General features: G+C 61.6%; 21 protein-coding genes. 12 read left to right on the top strand and 9 right to left on the bottom strand.

Features of this window, described 5'->3' with window-relative positions:
• Positions 1–10: 10 nt before the first annotated feature.
• Genes RE4_RS20400 through RE4_RS20410 form a run of 3 tightly spaced genes read right to left on the bottom strand, consistent with a single transcriptional unit; the run spans position 11 to position 4291 of the window.
• Entirely contained in the window at positions 11–739 is a 729-nt protein-coding gene (locus RE4_RS20400; protein WP_029254317.1) for a helix-turn-helix domain-containing protein, read from the bottom strand.
• Positions 708–2327 (bottom strand): AMP-binding protein, encoded by a 1620-nt coding sequence (locus RE4_RS20405; RefSeq protein WP_127159960.1) that lies wholly within the window; start codon positions 2325–2327, stop codon positions 708–710. The genes RE4_RS20400 and RE4_RS20405 overlap by 32 nt, the downstream gene beginning before the upstream one ends.
• Complete coding sequence (locus tag RE4_RS20410) at positions 2321–4291, bottom strand: alpha-ketoacid dehydrogenase subunit alpha/beta (protein WP_029254315.1); 1971 nt, start codon at positions 4289–4291, stop codon at positions 2321–2323. Before RE4_RS20410 ends, RE4_RS20405 begins: the two co-directional genes overlap by 7 nt.
• 279 nt (positions 4292–4570) lie before the next feature.
• Here RE4_RS20410 and RE4_RS20415 point away from each other — a divergent pair, with 279 nt between their 5' ends.
• From RE4_RS20415 to RE4_RS20445, 7 genes are all read left to right on the top strand, one after another.
• On the top strand, positions 4571–5488 hold the full coding sequence (locus RE4_RS20415; protein WP_020905944.1) for an alpha/beta hydrolase: 918 nt from the start codon (positions 4571–4573) through the stop codon (positions 5486–5488).
• Positions 5489–5561: 73 nt separating this feature from the next.
• A complete protein-coding gene (locus RE4_RS20420; RefSeq protein ID WP_127159959.1) occupies positions 5562–6860 on the top strand; it encodes a sugar ABC transporter substrate-binding protein in 1299 nt (432 codons plus the stop codon).
• A gap of 17 nt (positions 6861–6877) precedes the next feature.
• Positions 6878–8407 (top strand): sugar ABC transporter ATP-binding protein, encoded by a 1530-nt coding sequence (locus RE4_RS20425; RefSeq protein WP_024488271.1) that lies wholly within the window; start codon positions 6878–6880, stop codon positions 8405–8407.
• A gap of 8 nt (positions 8408–8415) precedes the next feature.
• Positions 8416–9429, top strand: a complete 1014-nt coding sequence (locus RE4_RS31050) for an ABC transporter permease (protein WP_169801348.1) — start codon at positions 8416–8418, stop codon at positions 9427–9429.
• A complete protein-coding gene (locus tag RE4_RS31055; protein WP_020905940.1) occupies positions 9426–10277 on the top strand; it encodes a mycofactocin-coupled SDR family oxidoreductase in 852 nt (283 codons plus the stop codon). The genes RE4_RS31050 and RE4_RS31055 overlap by 4 nt, the downstream gene beginning before the upstream one ends.
• Positions 10278–10326: 49 nt before the next feature.
• Positions 10327–11160, top strand: a complete 834-nt coding sequence (locus RE4_RS20440; RefSeq protein WP_060939237.1) for a mycofactocin-coupled SDR family oxidoreductase — start codon at positions 10327–10329, stop codon at positions 11158–11160.
• 26 nt (positions 11161–11186) lie between these two features.
• On the top strand, positions 11187–11489 hold the full coding sequence (locus RE4_RS20445; protein ID WP_042950475.1) for a hypothetical protein: 303 nt from the start codon (positions 11187–11189) through the stop codon (positions 11487–11489).
• Positions 11490–11751: 262 nt separating this feature from the next.
• Here RE4_RS20445 and RE4_RS20450 read toward each other — a convergent pair whose 3' ends face one another.
• Genes RE4_RS20450 through RE4_RS20465 form a run of 4 tightly spaced genes read right to left on the bottom strand, consistent with a single transcriptional unit; the run spans position 11752 to position 16100 of the window.
• Positions 11752–12399 carry an acetoacetate decarboxylase family protein gene (locus RE4_RS20450; RefSeq protein WP_060939238.1) on the bottom strand — a complete coding sequence of 216 codons (648 nt, stop codon included), beginning with the start codon at positions 12397–12399 and terminating at the stop codon, positions 11752–11754.
• The gene (locus tag RE4_RS20455) at positions 12383–14098 is read right to left on the bottom strand and encodes a GMC oxidoreductase (protein ID WP_060939239.1); all 1716 of its coding nucleotides are present in this window, start codon (positions 14096–14098) and stop codon (positions 12383–12385) included. The genes RE4_RS20450 and RE4_RS20455 overlap by 17 nt, the downstream gene beginning before the upstream one ends.
• Positions 14095–15579, bottom strand: coding sequence for a flavin-containing monooxygenase (locus RE4_RS20460; RefSeq protein WP_060939240.1), 1485 nt, complete (start codon positions 15577–15579; stop codon positions 14095–14097). The genes RE4_RS20455 and RE4_RS20460 overlap by 4 nt, the downstream gene beginning before the upstream one ends.
• On the bottom strand, positions 15576–16100 hold the full coding sequence (locus RE4_RS20465; protein WP_020968240.1) for a TetR/AcrR family transcriptional regulator: 525 nt from the start codon (positions 16098–16100) through the stop codon (positions 15576–15578). Before RE4_RS20465 ends, RE4_RS20460 begins: the two co-directional genes overlap by 4 nt.
• A gap of 183 nt (positions 16101–16283) precedes the next feature.
• Between RE4_RS20465 and RE4_RS20470 the strand changes: the two genes are divergently transcribed.
• The 5 genes from RE4_RS20470 to RE4_RS20485 all read left to right on the top strand — a co-directional run bounded on the left by RE4_RS20470 (position 16284) and on the right by RE4_RS20485 (position 20067).
• Positions 16284–16988 (top strand): response regulator transcription factor, encoded by a 705-nt coding sequence (locus tag RE4_RS20470; RefSeq protein WP_019746583.1) that lies wholly within the window; start codon positions 16284–16286, stop codon positions 16986–16988.
• A 190-nt stretch (positions 16989–17178) separates the two neighbouring features.
• Entirely contained in the window at positions 17179–17421 is a 243-nt protein-coding gene (locus RE4_RS30780) for a LuxR C-terminal-related transcriptional regulator (protein WP_029254309.1), read from the top strand.
• A gap of 131 nt (positions 17422–17552) precedes the next feature.
• The gene (locus tag RE4_RS20475) at positions 17553–18620 is read left to right on the top strand and encodes a sensor histidine kinase (protein ID WP_060939273.1); all 1068 of its coding nucleotides are present in this window, start codon (positions 17553–17555) and stop codon (positions 18618–18620) included.
• Complete coding sequence (locus RE4_RS20480; RefSeq protein WP_021334222.1) at positions 18617–19714, top strand: DUF8320 family protein; 1098 nt, start codon at positions 18617–18619, stop codon at positions 19712–19714. Before RE4_RS20475 ends, RE4_RS20480 begins: the two co-directional genes overlap by 4 nt.
• A 47-nt stretch (positions 19715–19761) precedes the next feature.
• Entirely contained in the window at positions 19762–20067 is a 306-nt protein-coding gene (locus RE4_RS20485) for a hypothetical protein (RefSeq protein WP_019746579.1), read from the top strand.
• 6 nt (positions 20068–20073) lie between these two features.
• On the opposite strand, the gene RE4_RS20490 is transcribed toward RE4_RS20485, so the two are convergent.
• Both RE4_RS20490 and RE4_RS20495 read right to left on the bottom strand, forming a co-directional pair.
• Complete coding sequence (locus RE4_RS20490) at positions 20074–20985, bottom strand: hydroxymethylglutaryl-CoA lyase (protein WP_060939241.1); 912 nt, start codon at positions 20983–20985, stop codon at positions 20074–20076.
• A gap of 1 nt (position 20986) precedes the next feature.
• Positions 20987–22201 carry a CaiB/BaiF CoA transferase family protein gene (locus RE4_RS20495; protein WP_060939242.1) on the bottom strand — a complete coding sequence of 405 codons (1215 nt, stop codon included), beginning with the start codon at positions 22199–22201 and terminating at the stop codon, positions 20987–20989.
• Positions 22202–22217 lie beyond the last annotated feature (16 nt).

Consider the following 22217-nt stretch of genomic DNA (forward strand, 5'->3'; position numbering starts at 1 on the left):
ACGCAGCGACTCACCCCAGGACGAACCAGATCGCCTTGACCGTCTGATCTGTCTCGTTGCGCAATCGGTGAGGAACATTCCCGACCAGGTGGATCGCTTCGCCCGACTTGAGCAGCCGACGCATTCCGTCGATGTCGATAGTCAGAGTCCCTTCCAGCACGTACCCGTAGTCGTCACCCGAGTGGGTCTGCGGTGCGTCGCCCGGCGCAGAGTCGGCGCCGGGCTCGTACTCCGTGAGGAGGAACTGGACGTGATGGTTCTCAGGAGTATTCGCCAACCGTTGCCAGCGGACACCCGATCGGAATGTGAGGCAGTCGGAAATGCGCGGCTCGTGGGTCTTCGATTCGGACTCGGATTCACGTTCCGGATCGACGCTGTTGCCGAGCAATACGTCCAACGACAGGTTGAGTTCGGTCGCGATCGCAAAAAGCGTGTTGACCGCCGCCTGACTCTGTCCCAGTTCGAACTGGGACAGGAACGACGGTGATACGCCGAGTCGCCTCGCCAGTTCGCGAACCGGGATTCCCTGTCGCGTGCGTTCGGCACGAACCGTCTTACCTACCGACGTCCCCAAACCGTTGTCCTCCGCCTTCTGTTTGCGCGCCGCCGCCTTGGTCGGCGCCGTCTTCTTCTGGGCCGTCGTCTTTTGGGGAGTCGTCTTGCGCGGTTGCGATTTCTTCGATGCAGCCGCTGTCGACTCAGCCGCCTTACGAGGTGGCTTTGCGCCGGTTGCCGTCATGTCCGAACTCGCTTCCGTAGGTCTCGGGGACCGCCTGTGCGGAGCCCAAGCCTAACGCTCGACGCAGGAGAAACTTCTGAACCTTCCCACTCTCCGTCCGAGGAAGCGACGCAACGGTCTCGACTCTCTCCGGAGCCTTCTGAACAGCAAATCCTTCGGACAGCAGGAAGATCCGCAGGTCTCGAACGCTTGGTGGTTCACCGTGCGGAACGACAAAGGCGCACGCGCGCTCCCCCAGTTCCTCGTCCGGATACCCGACCACTGCCACCTCTGCCACATTCGGATGAGCCTCGAGGACCCACTCGATGTCGGCAGCACTGAATTTCTCCCCTCCCCGGTTGATGATGTCCTTGATCCGCGAAGTGATCCGGATCTGACCTGGCCCGTCCACGGTGGCAACGTCGCCAGTCCGGAAATAGCCGTCCTCGGTAAATGATTCCGCGTTGATCGAGCTGTCGACGTAGCCGACGAACAGTTCCGGACCACGCACCAACAGCTCGTCGTCTTCGCCGAGCCGGAACTCGTTTCCGCCGATCACAGCTCCTTCGTCCTCGGCCTGCAGACCGATGTCACCGAAAGGATCACCCATCACGAGGGTCGGAAGTTCCGTCGATCCGTAGGTACGAACAACCGCTGTCCCCATCACGCGGTGGGCTCGACGTACCAGCTCGGGCGGAATCCCGGCCCCACCACACACGAATCGAGTCAGATGGGATCGTCGATATCCGTCCTCCCCGTAGGCGTCGGCAAGACCGCGGAGAAACGGTGTCGCGCTCACGGTGAACGTGCATTGTTCGCGCTCGATCAACGCAACTGCCTCCGCGGGATTCCAGCGTTGCATCAGAACCGTCGAGCAGGCTGCCGCTGCGGGAAGAACGACCGCATACGACATTCCGGTGATGTGGGGCAACGGCGAAGGCATGAAGATTCGGTCCTGCGAATCCACGCCGCAATGCGCGATCATGCTCGAACTCTCGGCCATCAGGGTCCGATGAGTGTGCAGAACGCCTTTCGGAGCCGAAGTGGTTCCCGACGTGTAGAGAACGAGGGCGACGTCGTCGGGATCCGCGCGGTGGTCGGGCCGGTTCGCCTCCATCCCGAAGTCCAGAAAGTCGTCGAACGTGGTGCGCCGCAACCCACCTTCGCCTCGAGCCTCCACCAGAAGAACCTCTCGGCCCAGATCACGGAGCACAGTCCCGAGTTGCTCGACGTGACGATATCCGCGGTATTCCTGCGGGGCGACGATCACCGACGGCTCAGCTTGCTCGATGATGAAGGACAGCTCGTGTGCGCGGTAAATCGGGACCACCGGCAGGAGAATGCCGCCGGCAAGCCACGTGCCCCAGGCCGCAACCACGGATTCCCACCAGTTCGGCAGCTGAACGAGTACCACTTCTCCAGGCTCGAATCCCGATTTATGCAGTGCGCCTGCAAAGCTCGTTGCAGCGTCCACCAATTCCTGGTAAGTCCACCGCACACTCTCGTCGACAAGGGCCAGTGCTTCGGGATCTCGACGCAGTGCGTCGAGAAGCATCTCGGGCAGCACCCCGCCACCGGTCATTGCCCGCGGACGGGTAGCGCTCAGCACGACATCACCCGCCGAACGGCTGCAACGATGTCGTCAGGTCCGACTTCCCACTCACGTTCGAGCACCGGCGCATAGGGCGCGGGCGCGTACCGTGCTCCCACCCGCACCACCGGCGCGTCCAGAGAATAGAAACCGGAATCCACCGCCATGGCTGCGATCTCGGCTCCGACACCGAAGTCCACCACCGCTTCCTGGGCGACGACCATCCTGTTGGTCCGACCGAAGGATTCGAGAATCGTCTCCCGATCGAGCGGAGCAATCGTTCGTAGATCGATGACCTCCGCATCGATCCCTTCCTCTGTCAACGTCTGCGCCGCAACCAAAGCGTGCATTGCCATACGCGACCACGAGACGATGGTGACGTCCGAACCTGGTCTCGTCACCGCTGCCTTTCCGATCGGAACCCGAAAATCCTTGCTCGGCAACGAACTTTTCTTCTCGTACAGCAGTCGATGCTCGATGAACATGACCGGGTTGTCGTCCTCGATCGCTGCCCGCAACAACCCGTATGCATCCGCGCCCGAACTCGGCATGAGCACAGTCAGTCCCGGTATGTGCGCCAACAGCGCCTCGAGACTCTGCGAATGCTGCCCACCCGACGATCTGCCGGAACCGAACTGCGTCCGCACCACCAACGGCAGACTCACTGCGCCGCCCGTCATGAACCGAAGTTTTGCCGCCTGATTCATCAACTGATCCAGGCACACCCCGAGGAAGTCGAGGTACATCAGTTCCACGACGGGCCTACGGCCCGCCATCGCGGAGCCGACGGCAAGACCCATGATTGCCGATTCGGAGATCGGCGTATCGAGCACTCGACCCGGATACTCCGCGGCCAATCCCCTGGTCAGACCGAAAACATTTCCGCCGGCAACGTCGATGCCAGCAAGAAACACATCCGGATCGGCTGCCAGAGAGTCGTCGAGCGCCGCTTTGATGATCTTGGACTGGGACACCGCCGCACCACCCGCGTCGACACTCACGTCGAGGTGGCCCGGCGGATAGACACGTCGCGGTGAATAGATGTACTCCATCACGCTCGACGCCTCCGGTTGCGGCGACGCCCGCGCGAAACGCTCCGCCTCGTCGACCACCGCCCTCACCCGCTTGTCCACCAGATCGAGGACATCGTCCCCGATGCCTCGCTCCCGGAGTCGGCCCCGCGTCACCGTCAGTGGATCGGCCGCGAGAATGTCTCGGGTCATCTCGTCCTTGTCGCGGTACACCTGCGGATCGCCCTCGTAGTGCCCGTGCACCCGCAGGGTCGTGACCTCGACGAACACCGGACCACTGCCGCCTCGCACCTGCGCGTACACCGGCCGAATACCGTCGGCGACTGCCTCGACGTCGTTGCCTGCCAGCGTGATCGATTCCATTCCGTATCCCGCTGCGCGCGCAGAGATCGGAACCGGATGCTGATCCACCGTCGAGGAGAACTCCGAGAATCCGTTGTTCTCGCACAGGAAAATGATCGGAAGTTTCCACAGCGCAGCCAAGTTCATCGCCTCGTGGAACGCGCCGGTCGCGATCGCCCCGTCACCGAAGAACGCCACCACCAGATCGCCCTCACCGCGATCCTTGGCAGCGAAGGCAGCACCGACGGCGATCGGCAACCCCGCGCCCACGATCCCGTTCGCGCCGAAGATCCCCAGGCGGGGATCGGCGACGTGCATCGAACCACCCCGGCCGTTGTTGGCCCCGGTAACCTTGCCCATCAACTCGGCCATCATCCGATCGGGCTCGAGGCCTTTGGCGAGAACGTGGCCGTGCCCGCGGTGCGTCGAGGTGATGACGTCACTGACCCGCGCATGAGTGAGAGCCCCCACCGCGCATGCCTCTTGACCTATCGAGGTGTGAACGAATCCGGGAATGATGTCGCCCTTGTAGAGCGCCGAGATGCGCTCCTCCATCACACGGATCAACAACATCTTTTCGTAGGCACACAGAACTTCTTCGCCGTTCACGAGCCGGAACACCTCCAATAATGCTGCGCTCGTTACGAATACATGCGCAGTGGGTGAGCAGGACTATACCGACGGATTTTCCTTGCTGTCCAGTGACACTTGACAAAGGCTGTGAGGTGACTCACGATTACGGGGTACTTCGGATCCGCGACGATCCGCTCGGGGCAGTTGACACGAGCGAACCGCGTCGATGCCGTAATACGCACGGCGACAAGACCGTCCGTTTTCTTTCGCACCTACTTCCATTCAGCTTTCACTCGTTACATGAGGAGTCGCGCAATGCGCCGTGAAGATGTCGAATTCTCCAGCGACGGAGTCACCGTCCGCGGTTGGCTGTACCGACCCGACACCGACGAAGACGTACCGGCCGTCGTACTGGCAGGCGGTTGGTGCTACGTCCGTGAGTTGGTCATGCCCTATTACGCCGAGGCCTTCGTAACGGCCGGTATGGCTGCGCTGGTCTTCGACTACCGCAACCTGGGCGTGTCGGACGGTGAACCCCGTCAACACCTGGACCCGAAGCAACAGATTCGTGATTATCAGAACGCGCTCAGCTTTCTCGAGCGCACTCCCGGCATCGACAACGACCGTCTCGGAGCCTGGGGCATCTCCTACTCCGGCGGCCACGTAATGATTCTCGCCGCGACCGATCCTCGGGTGAAGGCCATCGTGTCTCAGATTCCGGTGATCGACGGGTTCCGCAACATGCGTCGGATCCACGGGACCATGGGTTATCGAAAGCTGTGGGACGCGATCCTCGAAGATCGCCGACTCCGCTTCGACGATCCGGATCAGCGACTGCACATCGCTCACGCCAGTGAGAATCCCGAGGAAGAACTGTCTTCCTGGCCGTTCCCCGAGACGAAGACGACCTTCGCAGCTCTTCAAGCCACCGAAGCTCCTCTCTACCAAAACAGTTCGACTATGGAATCCGTCGATCTCCTGCTCGACTACGACGTCAACTATTTCGTGCCCAGGATCCTCGACACACCGTCGATGATGATCGTCGCCGAAGGTGACGACCTCACGTTGTGGGACTTGGAGATCGAGAGTTACAACAGCATCCCGACTCCGAAGAAAGAACTTGTCGTCCTGCCGCACACGTCGCACATGACGCTCTACAGCGACCAGTCCAAGCTCGCAGTGGCGGCCGAACACGCTTCCCGTTGGTTCACAACGCATCTGCTGGCGAAGTAGCGAAATCTCCCGTTTTCCCACATCTCGAGAAGACCTCTCGAGAACCTACTCTTGCGAGACCAAGGATGTGATCATGCCTTCGATCGAATCGAAGATCGTGGACGTCGCGCGGAACGCGACGTTCTCTCATCCACTGACCCGACGTTCCTTCTTCGCCGCAATGGGCGCAGCAGGCATCGCCCTCGGCGCAGTGGCCTGCGGAGCAGGCGGCAGTTCCACCAGTACCGCTGCCGGCGGTGGCGCCGGCGCGGGCAAAGTCCAGGAAAAGACCCTCTGCCAGGTGACAACACTCTCCAACGACTACTTCGTTGCCTTCTCGGACGGCGGCAAGCAGGCGATGGACGCGTTGGGCGTCAGCATGTCCTCGGTGGAGGATCAGGGCAACGTCAACACCGCACTGGGACAGGTAGGCAACGTCCGCGCTTCGGGCGGCAAGTCGATCTTCGGCACTCCCGCCACCGAAGCTCAGGCGGCAGCCGTCACGAAAGCCTGTCAGGCGGCCGGGATTCTGTATGCCAGCTCGTACACGGCACCCGCCTGGTACACACCGGCCGACGCGGACAAGTGGGTCCGTTTCATCACGCCGCCCTCCACCAAGATCGCCGTCGCAACCGCCAAGGCTCTTTTCGACAAGGTCGGCGGCAGCGGAACCATCATTCATGTTCCGGGACAGAAGGGTTCGTCCTCCGACGATCAACGGACAGCTGGCCTGAACGCCGCGGCCAAGGACTACCCGGGAATCAAGATCGTCACCGCCTCGCCCGGCAACTGGACTTCCGAAGACGCGAGAAAGGCATTCACGAACATCCTGCCTTCGGTGCCGGACTTCGTCGGAGTCTTCGCGCAGAACGACAGTCAAGCCGCCGGAGTCATTGCGGCACTGGACGCCGCGAAGATCACGGGCAAGATCGTGGTCGGATTCGACGGTAACAAGCAGAACGTCGAATACATCGCGCAGGGAAAGCAATACCTGACCAGTGCAACGGTCGGCGGACTCACGGCAGGAATTCTCGGTGTCACCATCTTCGATCAGCTCAACGGCGTCGACCTGTCTCTGCCGGAGCGCTTCCTTTCGCAGGGAGCACTCCTGGTGACTCCGGAGATCGCCGACGACGTACTGAAAACTGTGTACGCGCCCACACTTCCGTTCGACTGGGCAAAAATGAGCAAGGCCCTGCATCCTGACGACTGGGACCCGCAGACCGTACTCAACCCGATCGACCCGCGGGAGTACTACGCCGGTGTATCGCAGGACCAGTACACGCTGAACAGCGCCTGGAACTCTGCAGACATCACCGGAGTACGCACCGAGTACGCCTCCGCGTTCCGCTCGGGCCCGTTGCTGCAGTACAAAGATCAACTCGTGGCCTGAGAATGAGTCATACGAAGGTGAGCGACACAGCAACCATCAGCTTGCGCGGGGTCTGCAAGAGCTACGGCCCCGTTCACGCCCTCCAGGACGTTTCACTCGACGTCAGCAGAGGTGATGTTCTCGGCTTGATCGGCGAGAACGGTGCCGGAAAGTCAACGCTGATCGGTGTTTTGACGGGAACGGTACGTCCCGATGCCGGCAGCCTCGACGTAAACGGAACTCACGTCGAACTCGGCGACTCGCGCACTCTCCGCGAACTCGGAATCTCCGTGGTGGTCCAGGAGCAGTCGTTGGTCGATGCACTGCGCGTGTACGAGAACATTTATCTCGGACGTGAGGGCGAGATAGGTGGTTGGGGCCCCGGCCGGCGTCGGAGAATGCGCGACGCCGCCCAATCCCTCCTCGACACACTCGGCATCGAGGGGTTGCGCGCCGATGCCGTCGTCGCCGAATTGACGTACCCACAAAGGCAACTGGTCGAGATTGCGCGCGCCTTCTCGCGGATCACCGACGCCACCGAAGCTCCGGTGATCCTGCTCGACGAGCCGACCAGCGCGTTGACCGAGACCGAGGTGGAAATTCTCTTCGCGTTGATCGAAGGGTGGCGCGATCGGGTGTCGTTCATCTTCGTGTCCCACATCCTGCAGGACGTCTTGCGGATCAGCACACGGCTCCTCGTACTGCGCGACGGGAGGTCCATCGAAACCCTCTCCGCCGACGGCGTCACTGCGGAGCGACTGCACGAGTTGATGGTGGGTAGCGAGCGTAGCGCCGACTACTACCGAGAAGGAGAACAGACCGGAGCGTTGTCTCCGAAGCCTTTGATCGAACTCCGAGATGCAAGCAGCGCAGGCGAGTTCGAGTCGGTCGATCTGGTTGTCCGACCGGGCGAGGTAGTCGGATTGGCCGGAGTCATCGGTTCGGGGAAAGCATCGGTGGCTGCAGCAGTCGCGGGTGCGGAGTCGTTGTCGACGGGTTCGATTCACGTCGACGGTACTGCGCACGAGCACTGGTCGGTTCCCGCCGCCGTGGCAGCCGGAGTCCTGTACGTCCCACCGGAGCGTGCCCAGGACTCCCTGTTCCGCAGCGCGTCCATCAGAAACAACATCTCGATCGGCTTCCTCGATCTCCTCCGCCACCCGTGGACGCGGCTACTGCGTTTACGGACCGAAAGGGAGCGGACGACGCAGTTGGCCCGCGCGCTGCAGGTCAAAGCCCCGTCGTTGTCGACGCCTATCGGGGAACTCAGTGGCGGAAACCAACAGAAGGCGATCTTCGCTCGGTGGCAAGGTCGCGAATGCAAAGTGCTGGTCCTCAGCGATCCGACGCGTGGAATCGACGTCGGAACGCGAGAGGAGATCTACGGTTTGGTCCGATCGATGGCTGCGTCAGGGGTCGGTGTGCTGCTGTGCGCCGAATCCCTCGAAGAAGTGATCGGAATGTCCGACCGAATCGTGGTCATGAAGGACGGGGTCATCAGCGCAGAGTTGGCGGCCCCTGCAGAGCGCAAGCCCGCCGAAGTCGACGTGATCAAGCACATGATGTGAGGAATGCAGTGACCCAGACACTCTCGAAGCAATCGCCGGCCAGCGATGCCGCAGCGCCGTCAGGCGCGCGCGGTCTGCTGAGTCGACTCGATCAGCACCGCAACATAGTTGTTCCGACGGTTGCGGTGCTGATACTGATCATCTATTTCCAGTGGCGCACGGAAAGTTTCATCACTGCGACGTCCGCGCAGAACATTCTCAACCAGATGGCTTTCCTGACCGTGCTTGCGCTCGCCGGCACGTTTGTCATCCTGATCGGCGGTATCGATCTGTCGGTCGCGGCGACGGCCACTCTCGCCGGAATTCTGATCGCCACATGGATCGACAAATTCGGTGGCCCGTTGGCGATAGTCATGGTGATCGTCGCGGGGGCGGTTGTCGGACTGGTCAACGGGTTGATCACGACAATGCTCAAGGTGCCGTCGTTCCTCGTGACGCTGGGAATGATGTCCGTACTCGACGGCATTTCCAATACCGTCTCCAAAGGCGGTCCTGTTTCCTACAATTCGAATCTTCTCCAGAGCCTGGTGAACGAGTCGATGATTCCCAACGTCCCCAACGGGGCACTGATCGCAATCCTGCTGACCATCGGCGCGACGGTCCTTGCCTTCGGTACGTCATTCGGTCGCCACATGTACGCGGTCGGTGGCAACGAGCGCGCCGCAGCCCTCGTCGGTGTCCGCGTACGACGGACCAAACTTGCTGTCTTCGCCGTAGCCGGAGCCGTCGCTGCGATCGCCGGAATCATCTTCACCGGCCAGGCCAGCACCGGAGTCCCGATGGGCGCAGGTCCCAGCCTGCTCAATTCCATCGCGGCCGTGGTTGTCGGCGGCACCGCGCTGTCCGGTGGCGTCGGTGGCCCACATCGCACGATCCTCGGTGCACTCGTGATCGTGTTGCTGAGCGCCGGAATGGACCTGACGTCCGTCGACCCCTACACACAACTCGTCATCAAGGGCATCGTGGTGATTGCCGCAGTTGCACTGACCATCGACCGACGCCGATACGGAGTGATCAAGTGACCACCACAGCACGCACCACCGGAAGGGTTTCGGGCAAGGTCGCGTTCGTCACCGGCGCAGCACGCGGCCAGGGCCGGGCACATGCGATCCGCTTGGCCGAGGAAGGCGCAGACATCATCGCGCTCGACATCTGCTCCGACATCGGAGGTGTTCCGTACTCGCTGGCAAGCGAAGCCGACCTCGCCGAGACCGTCCGGTCGGTCGAGGCCGTCGGCGGGCGAATTCTGGCCGAGGTGGCCGATGTTCGCGACTTCACCGCGGTCAAGGGTGTCCTGGACCGCGGGGTCGTCCAGTTCGGTCATGTCGACATCGTCTGCGCCAACGTCGGTATCAACATCCCCTCACCTACACACGAACTCACCGAAAGCCAATGGGGCACTGTCGTCGACATCGATCTCAGCGGCACGTGGCGAACCGCCAAAGCCGCGATCCCCTACCTCATCGAACAAGGGGGCGGGGGCGCAATCATCCTGACCAGTTCGGCGGCGGGGCTCAAGGGATACGGCAACATCGCGCACTACACAGCCGCGAAACACGGCGTCAACGGATTGATGAAAACTCTCGCGCAGGAACTGGCTCCCCACCGAATCCGCGTGAATACCGTGAACCCCACCCAGGTCGACACTCCGATGATCATGAACGACGCGATGTACAGGTTGTTCTGTCCCGACATCGACGAACCGACTCGTGAGGACTTCGCCCCGCTGTCGCAAGCGATGAATGCGCTACCTATCCCGTGGGTCGAATCCGTCGACGTCAGCAATGCCGTGCTTTTCCTCGCGTCCGACGAAGCCAGGTACATCACCGGCGTCGCACTGCCCGTCGACGCAGGCGTACTCGTCAAATAGCTCTCCGATCACCCACGTACACAACAATTTCAGCAACAGGAGGATCCCCATGACCGGACGATTCGAAGGCAAGGTCGCATTCATCACGGGTGCTGCTCGCGGGCAAGGGCGTAATCACGCATTGCGGCTGGCGCAGGAGGGCGCGAACATCATCGCTCTCGACTCCGTCAAGGACAACGACACCGTGCCGTACCCCTTGGCCACGGAGGACGACGTCCAGGAAACAATCCGCCTCGTCGAAGAAGCAGACGGCAAGATCATCTTCTCGCACGCCGACGTGCGCAACTTCGACTCGGTCAAGCTGGCCCTCGAAGCCGGGCTCGATCGCTTCGGCCACGTCGACATCGTCATCGCAAACGCGGGCATCCTCTCCTTCGGCAACGCGCACGAATTGGACGAGGAGAAGTGGGGCGAAATGATCGACGTCAACCTCAGCGGCGTGTGGCGCACCGTCAAGGCCGCGATCCCCCACATGATCGAACAGGGCACCGGCGGCGCGATCGTCCTCACCGCCTCCGTTGCCGGTCTGCGCGCGTACACGGGTGTCGGACACTATGTTTCGGCCAAGCACGGCGTCGTGGGATTGATGAAGACCCTCGCCCAGGAACTCGCTCCGCATCGCATTCGCGTCAATACCGTGAACCCGACGCAGGTCGACACCGAGATGGTGCAGAACCAGGCGATGTACAACCAATTCGTTCCCGGCACCGACAATCCGGGTCGCGACGACTTCGCCAAGGCCTCCGGCGACATGATCCTCTACCCGATCCCGTGGGTAGAAAACGACGACGTCACCAACGCCGTCAAATTCCTCGCCTCCGACGAAGCGCGTTACATCACCGGCGTCGCGCTGCCCGTGGACGGCGGCGTCCTGGTCATGTGAGTGCCCGACCAGTTCAGGGGACTCTCGTGAACCGAGTGACGAAGATGCCACCTCAGCTCTGTGGAGCGACGAGCGTCGCAAACACCCACGAATGCCAGGTTCGACGCGCCAAACGCTCGCGAAATCGTGGATCGTACGCGGACGACCTCGTCGACTTCGCAATCCTGTGGCGACCGTGGAACGGTGCCACTGCCGAGGACATCTTCGTCACTTTCGGTCTGTCGCCGCGGACGTATTACAACCGATTGCGATCAGCTCTGAGTGGGCCGGCGGGATCGGATCTGTGTGTGGGACTGAAAAAGGAACTCGCCCATCTCGGCCCTGCCTGAACTCGTCGGCCCTGCTGGAATTCGCTGCACACCCTGTCGGAAACTACTTGGCGATCCCCGGGAACAAATCCGGGGAGACCACCGTTGAACACCCTGTCGGCGTCCGAACAAGCCCCGGGCCCCACCCCTTTTGTCGCTGCGAGCGACCACCCGCCGAGAGGCGCCTGTGGGACGTCGACACCTAACTTTTTACACAACACAAGCAAGGCCGCCCAATCACTGACGGGCGGCCTTGCTCGTTCTTTCGCAGGTCAACCCCCTGCTACCTGTGCTTGGCTGCTCCCGTAGTCATTTTTCCGCCCAGAATCACGGCGCCATGATGAGTGCCCGATGCCAACCAGTTCGGCAGTGTCGGCCCCTCTGCCTCGACGCTCACGCGCGCATATCGGAACGACCCCGTCAGCCTGGCCGACGCGATCGCCAGACCTCCACCGGATTCCGGCTGCGCAAATCCCAACGCCCCGGCAATCGGCAGACGCGGCCCGAGCATCCGCGTGTCCGAACGCACCTGCCATCCGTCGCCGGTTGCAGTGAATTTCTGCTGCACGTCTCCGTCGAACTCGGCCAGGACCTTGGGTAGTTGCCAGTGGAACCGTCCGCCGTGCACCGACGGTTCCGAATCCACCGCGATGAAAGGGACCGCCATCCGCGGCATAGGCCCGATCCGTTTCCCTGGCGCATGCAAGACCGGACTGGCGAGGATCTCGCGATACGGGCCGACCGGCGAATCGAGGTAGTCCACCATCATTGCCACCGTCACCGGAATCGTTCGACCGTCTGGCCCGAGTTCCCGCGCCGCCGGCGTACTGCGGTGCCACCACAGTGTTGCGCGAACGGAAGCAGGCCACGGCGGCGGATCGCTCACCGGCCAGTCGACGCGGTCACTTGTCGATTCAGGCACGCTCCACATCGGACACCTTCTCAGCTCGAACGGTCAGGGGAAGCCGCAAAGCACCTGGTGCATGCGTCGGCACCACCGGGTTGGACGGCAACGTCGGATCGATACGTACGTATGGTTCGCCGGTCTTCGGGCGGGCGTCTGCGGCACCTTTGTTCGGCCACATCGCGCACGCTCGTTCCGCCTGCGCAGTGATGGTCAGGGAAGGATTCACGCCGAGATTCGCGCTCACCACCGAACCGTCCATGACGTGCAGGCCGGCATGTCCGTAAGCACGGAGATACGGATCCACGACGCCACTCGCCGCGCTGTCACCGATTGCGCAGCCACCCAGAAAGTGCGCCGTCATCGGGATATTCACGATCTCGGCGATGGAACCGCCCGGGTCGCCGTCGATCTTCTCGGCGACCTTGCGAATAGCTGTATGGCCCTGCGGAATCCACTGGGGAGGTGGATCACCCGGTCCCGGCCTACTGGTGAGGGAACGCCCGAATCGTTTGGTGTTCTTGGAAAGCTCGAGGGAGTTGTCGTCGGTCTGCATCACCAGCGCGATGACGGTTCGCTCGGACCAGTTCCGTACCGACAAGGACCGGAAGAACGCACCTGGGTGCCGTGCCGCGACCGCCAGAGTCTTCAGCACCCGGGGAGTTCGCCCGCCGCCGTCACTCAGGACGGTCTGCAGAAGTCCTATTGCATTGCTGCCCTTGCCGTATCGCACCGGCTCGATGTGCGTGTGATCATCCGGATGAAAGGACGATGTGATCGCTACGCCCTGCGTGAAGTTCCGTCGACGCGACTTCGACGTTGCGGCCAGTACGGCTTCGGAATTGGTACGTACTACGGTGCCGAGAGTGTCCGACAGGTCAGGCAGTGCACCGGATTCCTTCATCCCGAGCAGCAGTCTCGCCGTTCCATAGGTTCCGGCGGCTACCACCACCTGATCGGCGGTGAACCGAACTTCTCGCCGACGGACGCCGTCCGTTCGCCTCGCGAGCAGGTGATAACCACCGCTTGCGCTCGGCTGAAGGTCGGTGACGGTCGTGAGCGGATGAACCCTGGCGCCCGCTTGCTCGGCGAGATGGAGGTAGTTCTTGACCAGCGTGTTCTTCGCCCCGACTCGGCACCCGGTCATGCATCCCCCGCATTCGGTGCAGCCGGTGCGTTCGGGCCCTTTTCCGCCGAAGAACGGGTCCGGCACGGAAACTCCTGCCTCCCCGAAGAAAACACCGACGGGGGTGGACGTGAAGGTCTCCCCCACGCCCATCTCTTCGGCTACGTCTTTCATCACCGCATCGGCCGGAGTGAAGGACGGATTGGTGCGAACACCCAACATCCGTTTGGCCTGGTCGTAGTACGGCGCCAGTTCGTCGTGCCAGTCCGTGATGTGCGCCCACTGACGGTCTTCGAAGAACCGCTTGGGTGGCTGATACAACGTGTTGGCGTAGTTCAACGATCCGCCCCCGACGCCGGCTCCCGCCATCACGAGTACGTCCGGAAGAAGGTGGATACGCTGAACCCCATAACATCCGATCCACGGCGCCCACAGGTACTTTCGCATCCGCCAACTGGTTTCGGGCAACTCGTCGTCGGCAAACCGTCGACCGGCTTCGAGCACCCCGACACGGTAGCCCTTCTCCGTCAGGCGAAGAGCGGCGACACTGCCACCGAATCCCGATCCGATTACCACCACGTCGTAGTGCGTCGTGGTCATGCCTGGACGCTTTCGATCTTGCGAGCGGAGTAGTTCTCACGATCGAAATGTTCCAGCAGCGAACGGAATTTGAATGTGAACGTCGGCCACTGCACCGAGTTGCGCCCCTCCGGATCGATGTACCAACTCGAGCATCCGCCCTTGTTCCACACCGTGTGCTGCAACTCGTGCTGAATTCCCTTGTTGTAGTGCACCTGTACCGACTCGTTGACATCAAGAGCGTCCAGTCGCTCACGTTTCATGGTGTTCAACGCGTCGTTGACGTACTCGGCCTGGGACTCGAGCATGTACACGATCGAACTGTGTCCGAGGTTGGTGTTCGGACCGTACATGAGGAACAGATTCGGGAACCCGCTGACCGCAGTGCCCTTGTAGGCATTGGGGCTACCGTTCCAATGCGCGGCCAGCGTTTCGCCACGTTTTCCGGTGATCAGATGCGCCACAGGCGGTTCCGTCGGCGTGAACCCCGTGGCGAAGATGATGGTGTCGACCTTGTGCTCGACTCCGTGCCCGTCGACCACCCCGCCCTCGGTGACCGAGACGAGCCCGCTGTCGACCAGGCTCACGTCCGCGCGGTCGAGGGTGCGCAACCAGTCGTTGGACAGAAGCATGCGCTTGCAACCGATCGTGAAATCGGGAGTCAGTTTCCGGCGCAACTCCGGATCTTTCACCTGTCTGCGCAGATGGAGGCGCGCGGCCGCCTCGAAGGCCGGCAGGACCCACGTCGCATGTGACATCGCGGCACCGAGCAACTCGCGAAAACCGTAAACCGCTCCGCGAACAACTTTCTGCGTAGCGGGAATCCGCGAGTAGACGGCCTTCTGCGCCGCAGGCAGGGTGCGATCCATTCGCGGAATCACCCAGGCCGGAGTTCTCTGGAACACGGTGACATGGGCAGCAGGGTCGGCAATTTCGGGAACGAACTGAACCGCCGACGCTCCCGTTCCGATCACGGCTACGCGCTCACCACGCAGTTCGTGTTCGTGGTTCCACGTCGCCGAATGGAAAGTGGTACCGGAGAATTGGTCGAGACCGGGAAAATCCGGGATCTTGGGTGTCGACAACGCCCCGGTCGCAGCGACCAGCGTCTTGGCCGTCAATGCCCCTCGGGATGTCCGAACACGCCACAGCGCCGCATCCTCGTCCCACACAGCAGCTTCGAGTTCGCAGTTCAGGACTACGCGATCCACGATGCCGGTGTCTGCCGCCACCTTCTTCAGATAGTCGTAGATCTCGGGCTGACGAGCGAAGGTATGACTCCAATCGGCGCTCGGCGCAAAAGAATACGAGTACAGCGCCGTCGGCACGTCACAGGCGCACCCTGGGTAGGTGTTGTCGCGCCAAGTGCCGCCGATGTCAGCTCCGCGCTCGATCAACACGACGTCCGCCGCGCGATTGTCGCGAAGCATTCTGGCTGCCAAGCCCATACCGGCGAATCCGGCACCGACGATCAGCGTTTCGACATGTTCGGGAAGCTTCACTTCTTCTCCACTCGGGATTGCCAGGCCGGCAACAGTCGCGCTCTGAGCGCGTCGTCGGCTTCGGGTGTACGGAAAAGGGCTGAGACTGCAAGACCGCGGACGAGTTCGATGGTGAGTTCGACCGACTCGGAATCGAATCGATCGCCGAACAACTCGGCGCTACCGAACTCGAGTGCCTCACTGACCTTGCGTTCGAGGGGCACCGTCGCCGCATGCAGAACAGGATCGGTTCGCGCCGCGACCCACAATTCGAGCGCAGCGTAGAACAGCGGCCCGGAGAACGCGTCCGCCAGGACCTCGAGACCTCGGCCGCGATCCACTTCAGCGGTGAGGATTTCTTCCAGTCGCTTGTCGACCAGGTACTCGACGGCCGCAACGACCAGCGATTCCTTGGTCGGAAAATGATGCAGTTGCGTACCTCGCGAGACCCCTGCGCGGCGGGCGATCTCCTGGGTGCTGGTCCGGGCGTAGCCCAGTTCGACAAGCGATTCGACAGCGGCGTCGAGCAGGCGCCCACGCATCGCGGCAGTTCGTTCGGCCTGCGTACGGCTTACTTTCGCATCGGAAGTGGTCTCGGTCACAAGACAACTGTAGAGCCGAAACATAAAACAGTCCAGGCTGACTTCAAATCTTGATACGTAACATACCGATCAGTCAGCTCTGCCTGATAACGTCCTCGCATCGAGCGGAGGGAAACAATCGCTATGCCAGAGCAAACTGCATTTCCACACCGCCGTGTCGGACTGGTGGAAGACCACGAGTCGGTGGCTATCGGCTTGTCCGTGATGCTGAAGGACGAGCCAGATATCGAGTTGGTGTGCATCGCGACCACTGTGTCCGAGATGCTCGCTCAGAACGTCAGCTTGGATCTGGCAATTCTCGACCTCCGACTGGCCGACGGTTCATCGCCCAAGAGCAACGTCGAGGAACTGCGGGCCGCGGGGCTCGAGACATTGATCTTCACCGGGGCGGAAAACCCGTTCCTCGTTCGCTCGGCCGCCCGTGCCGGCGTACTGGGCGTTGTGCGCAAGTCCGAACCGACTGCCGTCGTGATTGATGCAATACGCGCCGCCGCGTCGGGAAGGCAGGTTGTGACGACAGAGTGGGCTGCCGCAATCGACGGGGATCCAGGTCTCGACGAGGTGGGTCTGAGCCCTCGACAACTCGAGGTCCTCGAACTTTACGCATCCGGAGAGAAGGCAGATCGGGTTGCGCGACTCACCGGTTTGGCGCCGCAGACGGTCAACGATTATCTCCAACGCATCAGGCAGAAATATGCGGCTGCCGGACGGCCGGCCCCCACAAAGACAGATCTGTACAAACGCGCGGTCGAGGACGGGGTGCTACCGATTCCGGAACGCAGAAATCTCGGTAGAAATCTGACCTTGACTAACAATGACCTTCAGTAATGAAAAAGTTCGGTAACGATTGCTTTCGCTAAGGCTGCCCCTGGAAATATGGGCAGAGGAATTGATGTCTGGGAAAAATGGCCAACTTCGACTTACATTCACCTGGTAAGAAGACGGCACTGTCGGGGAGTCTGTCATTCCGCTAGACGAAAGAAAGACGAAACTCATGACCGTCACTGTGGAAAACTGCATGACACAAGAGCCTGTCGGACCGCACCTTTCGGAGCGCGAAGTCGAGGTTCTCAGGGAATGGCTACTGAGTGATTCGAAGTCACGCGTCGCTCAAAACCTCTACATAAGCGTGGGAACGGTGGGAACCCACCTGTCCCGGATTCGCGAGAAGTATGCCGACGTTGGAAGGAACGCACCGACGAAATGCGAACTACTCGTGCGAGCGATACAAGATCAGATAGTGACGATCGACGAACTCTGATCGACAAAGTTGCTTTCGACAAAACAGCCACTGCTTCTGACGAAATTCTCAGGCTCTTCGGCCGTTTCATCGGCGCAGGCTATGTCTGCTATCTGATATTGCTCGCCCCTGCCATTGCCGAAGCCACTGCGATGTCCGCGTCTTGGTGGACCCCGCTGGCAGTGGTCGCAACTTTCGGTAGTGGACTGGTATTGGGAGCATCGACGTTTCACGCAGACACCCGGTGGGTGAAACGAGCCGCGAGTGCAAATGCGCTCCTCTACGTCGTGGTCATCCTCCTGTGGTGGCCGGCCTGGAATGGTGAGCACGTCACGGATTTCACCTTGTGGATTTCCAATTTCCCCGGCGTCGCCAGCCTTGCGGCAGCTGCGGCTTGGCGACCGGCCGCTGCCGTCGTGCACCTTTTCGTGGCGGCAACACTCGCGCAGTTGACCAATCACATAATCCGGACGAGTCCCACGACGCACCTACTTGTTCCCGACCTCGCCTTCGCCTGGACATTTTGCGCGGTATTCGTCGCAGCGGCCGTCATGGCCTTGCGTACCGGTCGAGTGCTGGATGCAACTATCGCCACCACTCATGCCGCTGCGGCAGGCGCCGCCGCGGCCGAGGCCAAGTCCGTCGAACGCGAGAGATTCGACGCACTCATCCACGACACCGTGATGTCCACCCTGCTCGCTGCTTCGAGAAACGATGCCGATCCCTCGGTCATCGCTCAGGCACGAAGGACTGTCGAGAGGCTTGACGAACTCCGCTCCGGAACCGATCACGAGACGAGTTTCGACTTCGACGGAATCCTCGCTCAGTTGCGTTCAGCCGCTTCGGAAGTGGACGAAAACATCACGTTCGAGACCGCCCTCTCAGTCGGGTCCGATCCGAGCGGATACGCGCCCGACTCGATTCGTGCGATGGCCGGTGCGATGGCCGAGGCGCTGCGCAACAGCGTCAAGCACGCCGGAAGCAGTGCACGGCGTTCGGTCACGGTCACGGCAACCGCCACCCACCTCGAAGTAGTCGTCGCGGACGACGGCGTCGGCTTCGATCCGAGCTCCGTCGAGACGCATCGCCTCGGAATCACTGTCAGCATCCGCGGCAGAATGCGCCAACTCGACGGCGGATCGGCAACCATTCGATCGTCACCCGGCCGCGGCACTTCGGTGACTCTGACCCTGAGCTTGCCCGCAGCGGTGATGGCATGACCAGACCGGACGGACGAGATGTCCGCGATCTCCTCGGTATGCACAGCCGTGCTGCTCGATTCATGGCTGCATGCTTCGCGCTCACCTGCGTGATCTCGGTCGCGTACACCTCCTCCGACGTCCGCGCAGTCTGGCCGATGGTCTTGGCAATTATCGTGTGCTCAACTGCGGCTTTCACACTCGTTCTGAGCCGAGGCGACCCAATGCCGCTGGGGCAGAGCGTTCTGGTGTCTCTGACTGGCGCCGTCACGAGTGGCCTTGTGTTGTCAGTGGTTCCAGTGCCCGTCAACGACATGACTCAATTGTGGATGTTCGGGATGTCTACGGCCGTTTTCACCTTCATGTGCGTTCGTGGGCGTACAGCACTCGCGTGGCTCGGGCTTGGGCTCATGGTGTTGGTGACCGCCATCTGGTCCTCCACTACCGGCCAGGGGGCCATGTACGGAGTGTCGTTGACGGTCATCAACGCGGGCCCTGTTCTGATGTCGACCTTCTTCGCGTACACCATCCGTCCTCAAGCCAGGGTTATCTACGAACTTCGGGAGCAGTCCACCCAACGAATTGCCTCCGCATCCGCTAGCGCTGCGATTCTCGAGGAACGCGACGCGCAACTCGACAGGCTCGATCTACTTGCGCGCCCACTCCTCGAACGGGTCGCTTCCGGGATTCCGCTGACAACCGCCGAGCGGCAAGAATGCGAACTCCTCGAGGCGCAACTCCGAGATTCGCTGAGGGCGCCTGGCTTACAACAGACAGATGTCATCGATGCTGTGCATGCCACTCGAAACCGCGGCGTCGAGGTAGTCCTGCTCGACGACCACGGAATGGATGGTGCTGACCCCGCCGTGCGCGACCGAATCCACGCGAGCATCGTCCGGGAACTCACCGCGATCACGCGAGGCAAAGTGACCATTCGGATCCTTCCACCTCGGCGCACCGCAATGGCCACGATGCTGGTCGACACTGAAGACGTTCGACGAATCGAGTTCGATCACAACGGAATGCAGCTGTTACGGCAGGGAGATCAGAGGGAACTCGGCGCCTCGTCCATGTCCGTCGATCCGACTACAGACAGCGCCGTCTATCCCGAATAGCTTTCGAGGAGAGTGAGATTCACCGCGTCGATCACCAGGAGAAATGAATGATCTTCGAACTGCGTCCAGCACATGTTGCACGCGCCCTTGCCGCACTGTGTGCCCTTCCGATTCTGTGGACCTTCGCAGTCGAGGGAATCACCACGACAACGGAATACGACTACAGCACGGGCGAAGTATCCTCATCGAGCGACCTGGGCTCTCAGATCGGAAGCGTAGCGATCTGGATCGTCCTCGCGATCGCATGTGCCGCCGGTGCATGGTATCTGGAGAAACAGCGCATCGGTTGGCCGCCGGCGGCACACGAGCAGCTGGTCAAACTGCAGCTGGCATCACCCAACCGAGAAGAGTAAAGGGCCCTATCGCTTCCGATCGCCGGCGCGGAGAAGATTACTGGGAACCGTATGGCCCACTATCTCCTCTGCAACGGCAGCGGCACGAATGCTCGCATCCAGGTCGATACCTGTCGCAATGCCCATGTCTTCGAGCATGTAGACCAGTTCCTCAGTCGCGATATTGCCACTGGCACCAGGAGCAAACGGGCAACCGCCCAGGCCACCGGTGGACGCATCCAGGTTTCGAACTCCGTGCTGCACAGCCGCCAACGCACTGGCAAGACCAGCGCCACGCGTGTTGTGGAAGTGCACACCCAAGCCGAAGTCACCCACTCTTTCGCCGACAGCGTCGATCAACCGTCCGACGCGTCCCGGTGTGGCAGTGCCGATGGTATCCGCGATCGAGAACTGATCAGCGCCGAACTCTTTGGCCTGCTCCGCAATCCGCAGAACACGGTCCGGATCGGTTGGACCGTCGAACGGACAGTCCCAGGCCGTGGCCACGATGACCTCCACCCGTCCACCAGCCTCGTGGACGATCCGGACGACCTCTCCGATACGTTCGGTCGCTTGCTCCGTCGTCGACCGAGTATTGGCCTCGCTGTGGCTATTCGATGCCGACACCACATATTCGACGGTTTGCATTCCTGCAGCAACGGCCCGTTTCGCTCCACCGATTCCGGCGACCAATGCCGAGAACTCGATGCCTGGCCACTGGTGCAACTCTGCGGCAAACAACTCCGCGTCGGCCAGTGCCGGCACCGCACGCGGTGACACGAACGACGTCGCCTCGATGCGCGAAACACCTGTCGCAGCCAGAGCTTCGACAAGACGAAGTTTCTCCGCCAGCGAGACCGGGTCTTCGATCTGCAACCCATCCCGTGGCCCGACTTCACGAATGCTGACCGCGGGAACACCTGCTTCAGGTACCGACACGTCAGATCACGCCCTTCTTCTTCAGTTCTGTCTGCTCAACGCCCGAGAGTCCGAGGAGCCCACCCCAGACCGAAGCGTTGTCGTACCCCGGTGACGCTGCTCCCGCGTTGCGAACAGATCCGGGTGTCTCACTGAATGTAGGCACGACGCCCAGACCGAGGACGTTTTCCCCGATCCGCTCGTCGTAGTGGTCGACGAGCATCCCCCGTTCGATCAGCTGCGGATCCTTGACCACATCTTCAACCGTATTGATCGGCCCGGCAACAACTCCCACTTCGGTGAGGCGTTCCACGAGACTGGTGGGATCTTGGAGCGCAACCCAGGCGCTGATCAATTCGTCGAGCTCGTCCTGATGTTTGCCACGCGCAACATGATTGGAGAATCGGTCGTCTTGCGCTAGTTCCGGTCGACCCATGATGGTGCACAGACGCACGAAGAGCGTGTCCTGATTGGCCGCGATCACCACCCAGTTTCCTTCAGAGGTCTGGTAGATGTTGGACGGCGCGATACCCTCCAACCTCGTTCCCGAGGGCTGCCGGATGATCCCACCCCGATCGTAATCCGGGATCGTGGATTCCTGCACCGCCAGACAGGATTCCGTGAGGGCAACGTCGACCACCTGACCACGGCCGGTTCGCTCTCGCGAGAGCAACGCCGCCAGCACTCCCTGAACGGCGAACATCCCACCGAGAGAATCTCCGAGTGAAAGGGCAATACGCGGGGGTGCCTGCCCTGGATAACCGTTCAGATGCCGAAATCCGCTGACTGCTTCGGCAACCGAGGCGTAGCCGGCGCTCTTGGCTTGCGGTCCACTCTGCCCGTAGCCGGATACCCTGGCCAACACCAACTTCGGATTGCGCGCGCTGAGCACGTCGAATCCCAGACCCCACTTCTCGAGGGTGCCCGGCCGGAAGTTCTCGACCACCACGTCGGCATGTTCGATCAGATTCAGAAACAGGTCTCGGCCCGCGTCGACGCGAAGGTCCAACGTCACACACCGCTTGTTGCGGGCGTGAACCGTCCAGAAGAATCGATGACCGTCCTGCTCTGCCTGACCCCAGGTACGAAGCGGGTCTGGACGGTCCGGTGATTCGATCTTGATCACGTCGGCTCCCATGTCGCCGAGCAATTTCCCGGCGAAGGGCCCGGCGATCAAGGTTCCGAGTTCAATCACCCGATATCCGTCCAGGGGCCCGGTGGGCGCACCTTCCGACACAGCTGCCTCCTCTGGG

Origin of the sequence: Rhodococcus erythropolis NBRC 15567 (genome assembly GCF_001552595.1) — a bacterium.
Taxonomy (GTDB): domain Bacteria; phylum Actinomycetota; class Actinomycetes; order Mycobacteriales; family Mycobacteriaceae; genus Rhodococcus_F; species Rhodococcus_F erythropolis.

Coding starts and splice junctions, on each gene's coding strand:
- RE4_RS20480 (WP_021334222.1), top strand. CDS start 18,617: ATGACCAGACCGGACGGACGAGATGTCCGCGATCTCCTCGGTATGCAC.
- RE4_RS30780 (WP_029254309.1), top strand. CDS start 17,179: ATGACACAAGAGCCTGTCGGACCGCACCTTTCGGAGCGCGAAGTCGAG.
- RE4_RS20470 (WP_019746583.1), top strand. CDS start 16,284: ATGCCAGAGCAAACTGCATTTCCACACCGCCGTGTCGGACTGGTGGAA.
- RE4_RS20420 (WP_127159959.1), top strand. CDS start 5,562: ATGCCTTCGATCGAATCGAAGATCGTGGACGTCGCGCGGAACGCGACG.
- RE4_RS20475 (WP_060939273.1), top strand. CDS start 17,553: ATGTCCGCGTCTTGGTGGACCCCGCTGGCAGTGGTCGCAACTTTCGGT.
- RE4_RS20455 (WP_060939239.1), bottom strand. CDS start 14,098: ATGACCACGACGCACTACGACGTGGTGGTAATCGGATCGGGATTCGGT.
- RE4_RS20400 (WP_029254317.1), bottom strand. CDS start 739: ATGACGGCAACCGGCGCAAAGCCACCTCGTAAGGCGGCTGAGTCGACA.
- RE4_RS20440 (WP_060939237.1), top strand. CDS start 10,327: ATGACCGGACGATTCGAAGGCAAGGTCGCATTCATCACGGGTGCTGCT.
- RE4_RS20465 (WP_020968240.1), bottom strand. CDS start 16,100: ATGCGTGGGCGCCTGCTCGACGCCGCTGTCGAATCGCTTGTCGAACTG.
- RE4_RS20450 (WP_060939238.1), bottom strand. CDS start 12,399: ATGTGGAGCGTGCCTGAATCGACAAGTGACCGCGTCGACTGGCCGGTG.
- RE4_RS20415 (WP_020905944.1), top strand. CDS start 4,571: ATGCGCCGTGAAGATGTCGAATTCTCCAGCGACGGAGTCACCGTCCGC.
- RE4_RS20485 (WP_019746579.1), top strand. CDS start 19,762: ATGATCTTCGAACTGCGTCCAGCACATGTTGCACGCGCCCTTGCCGCA.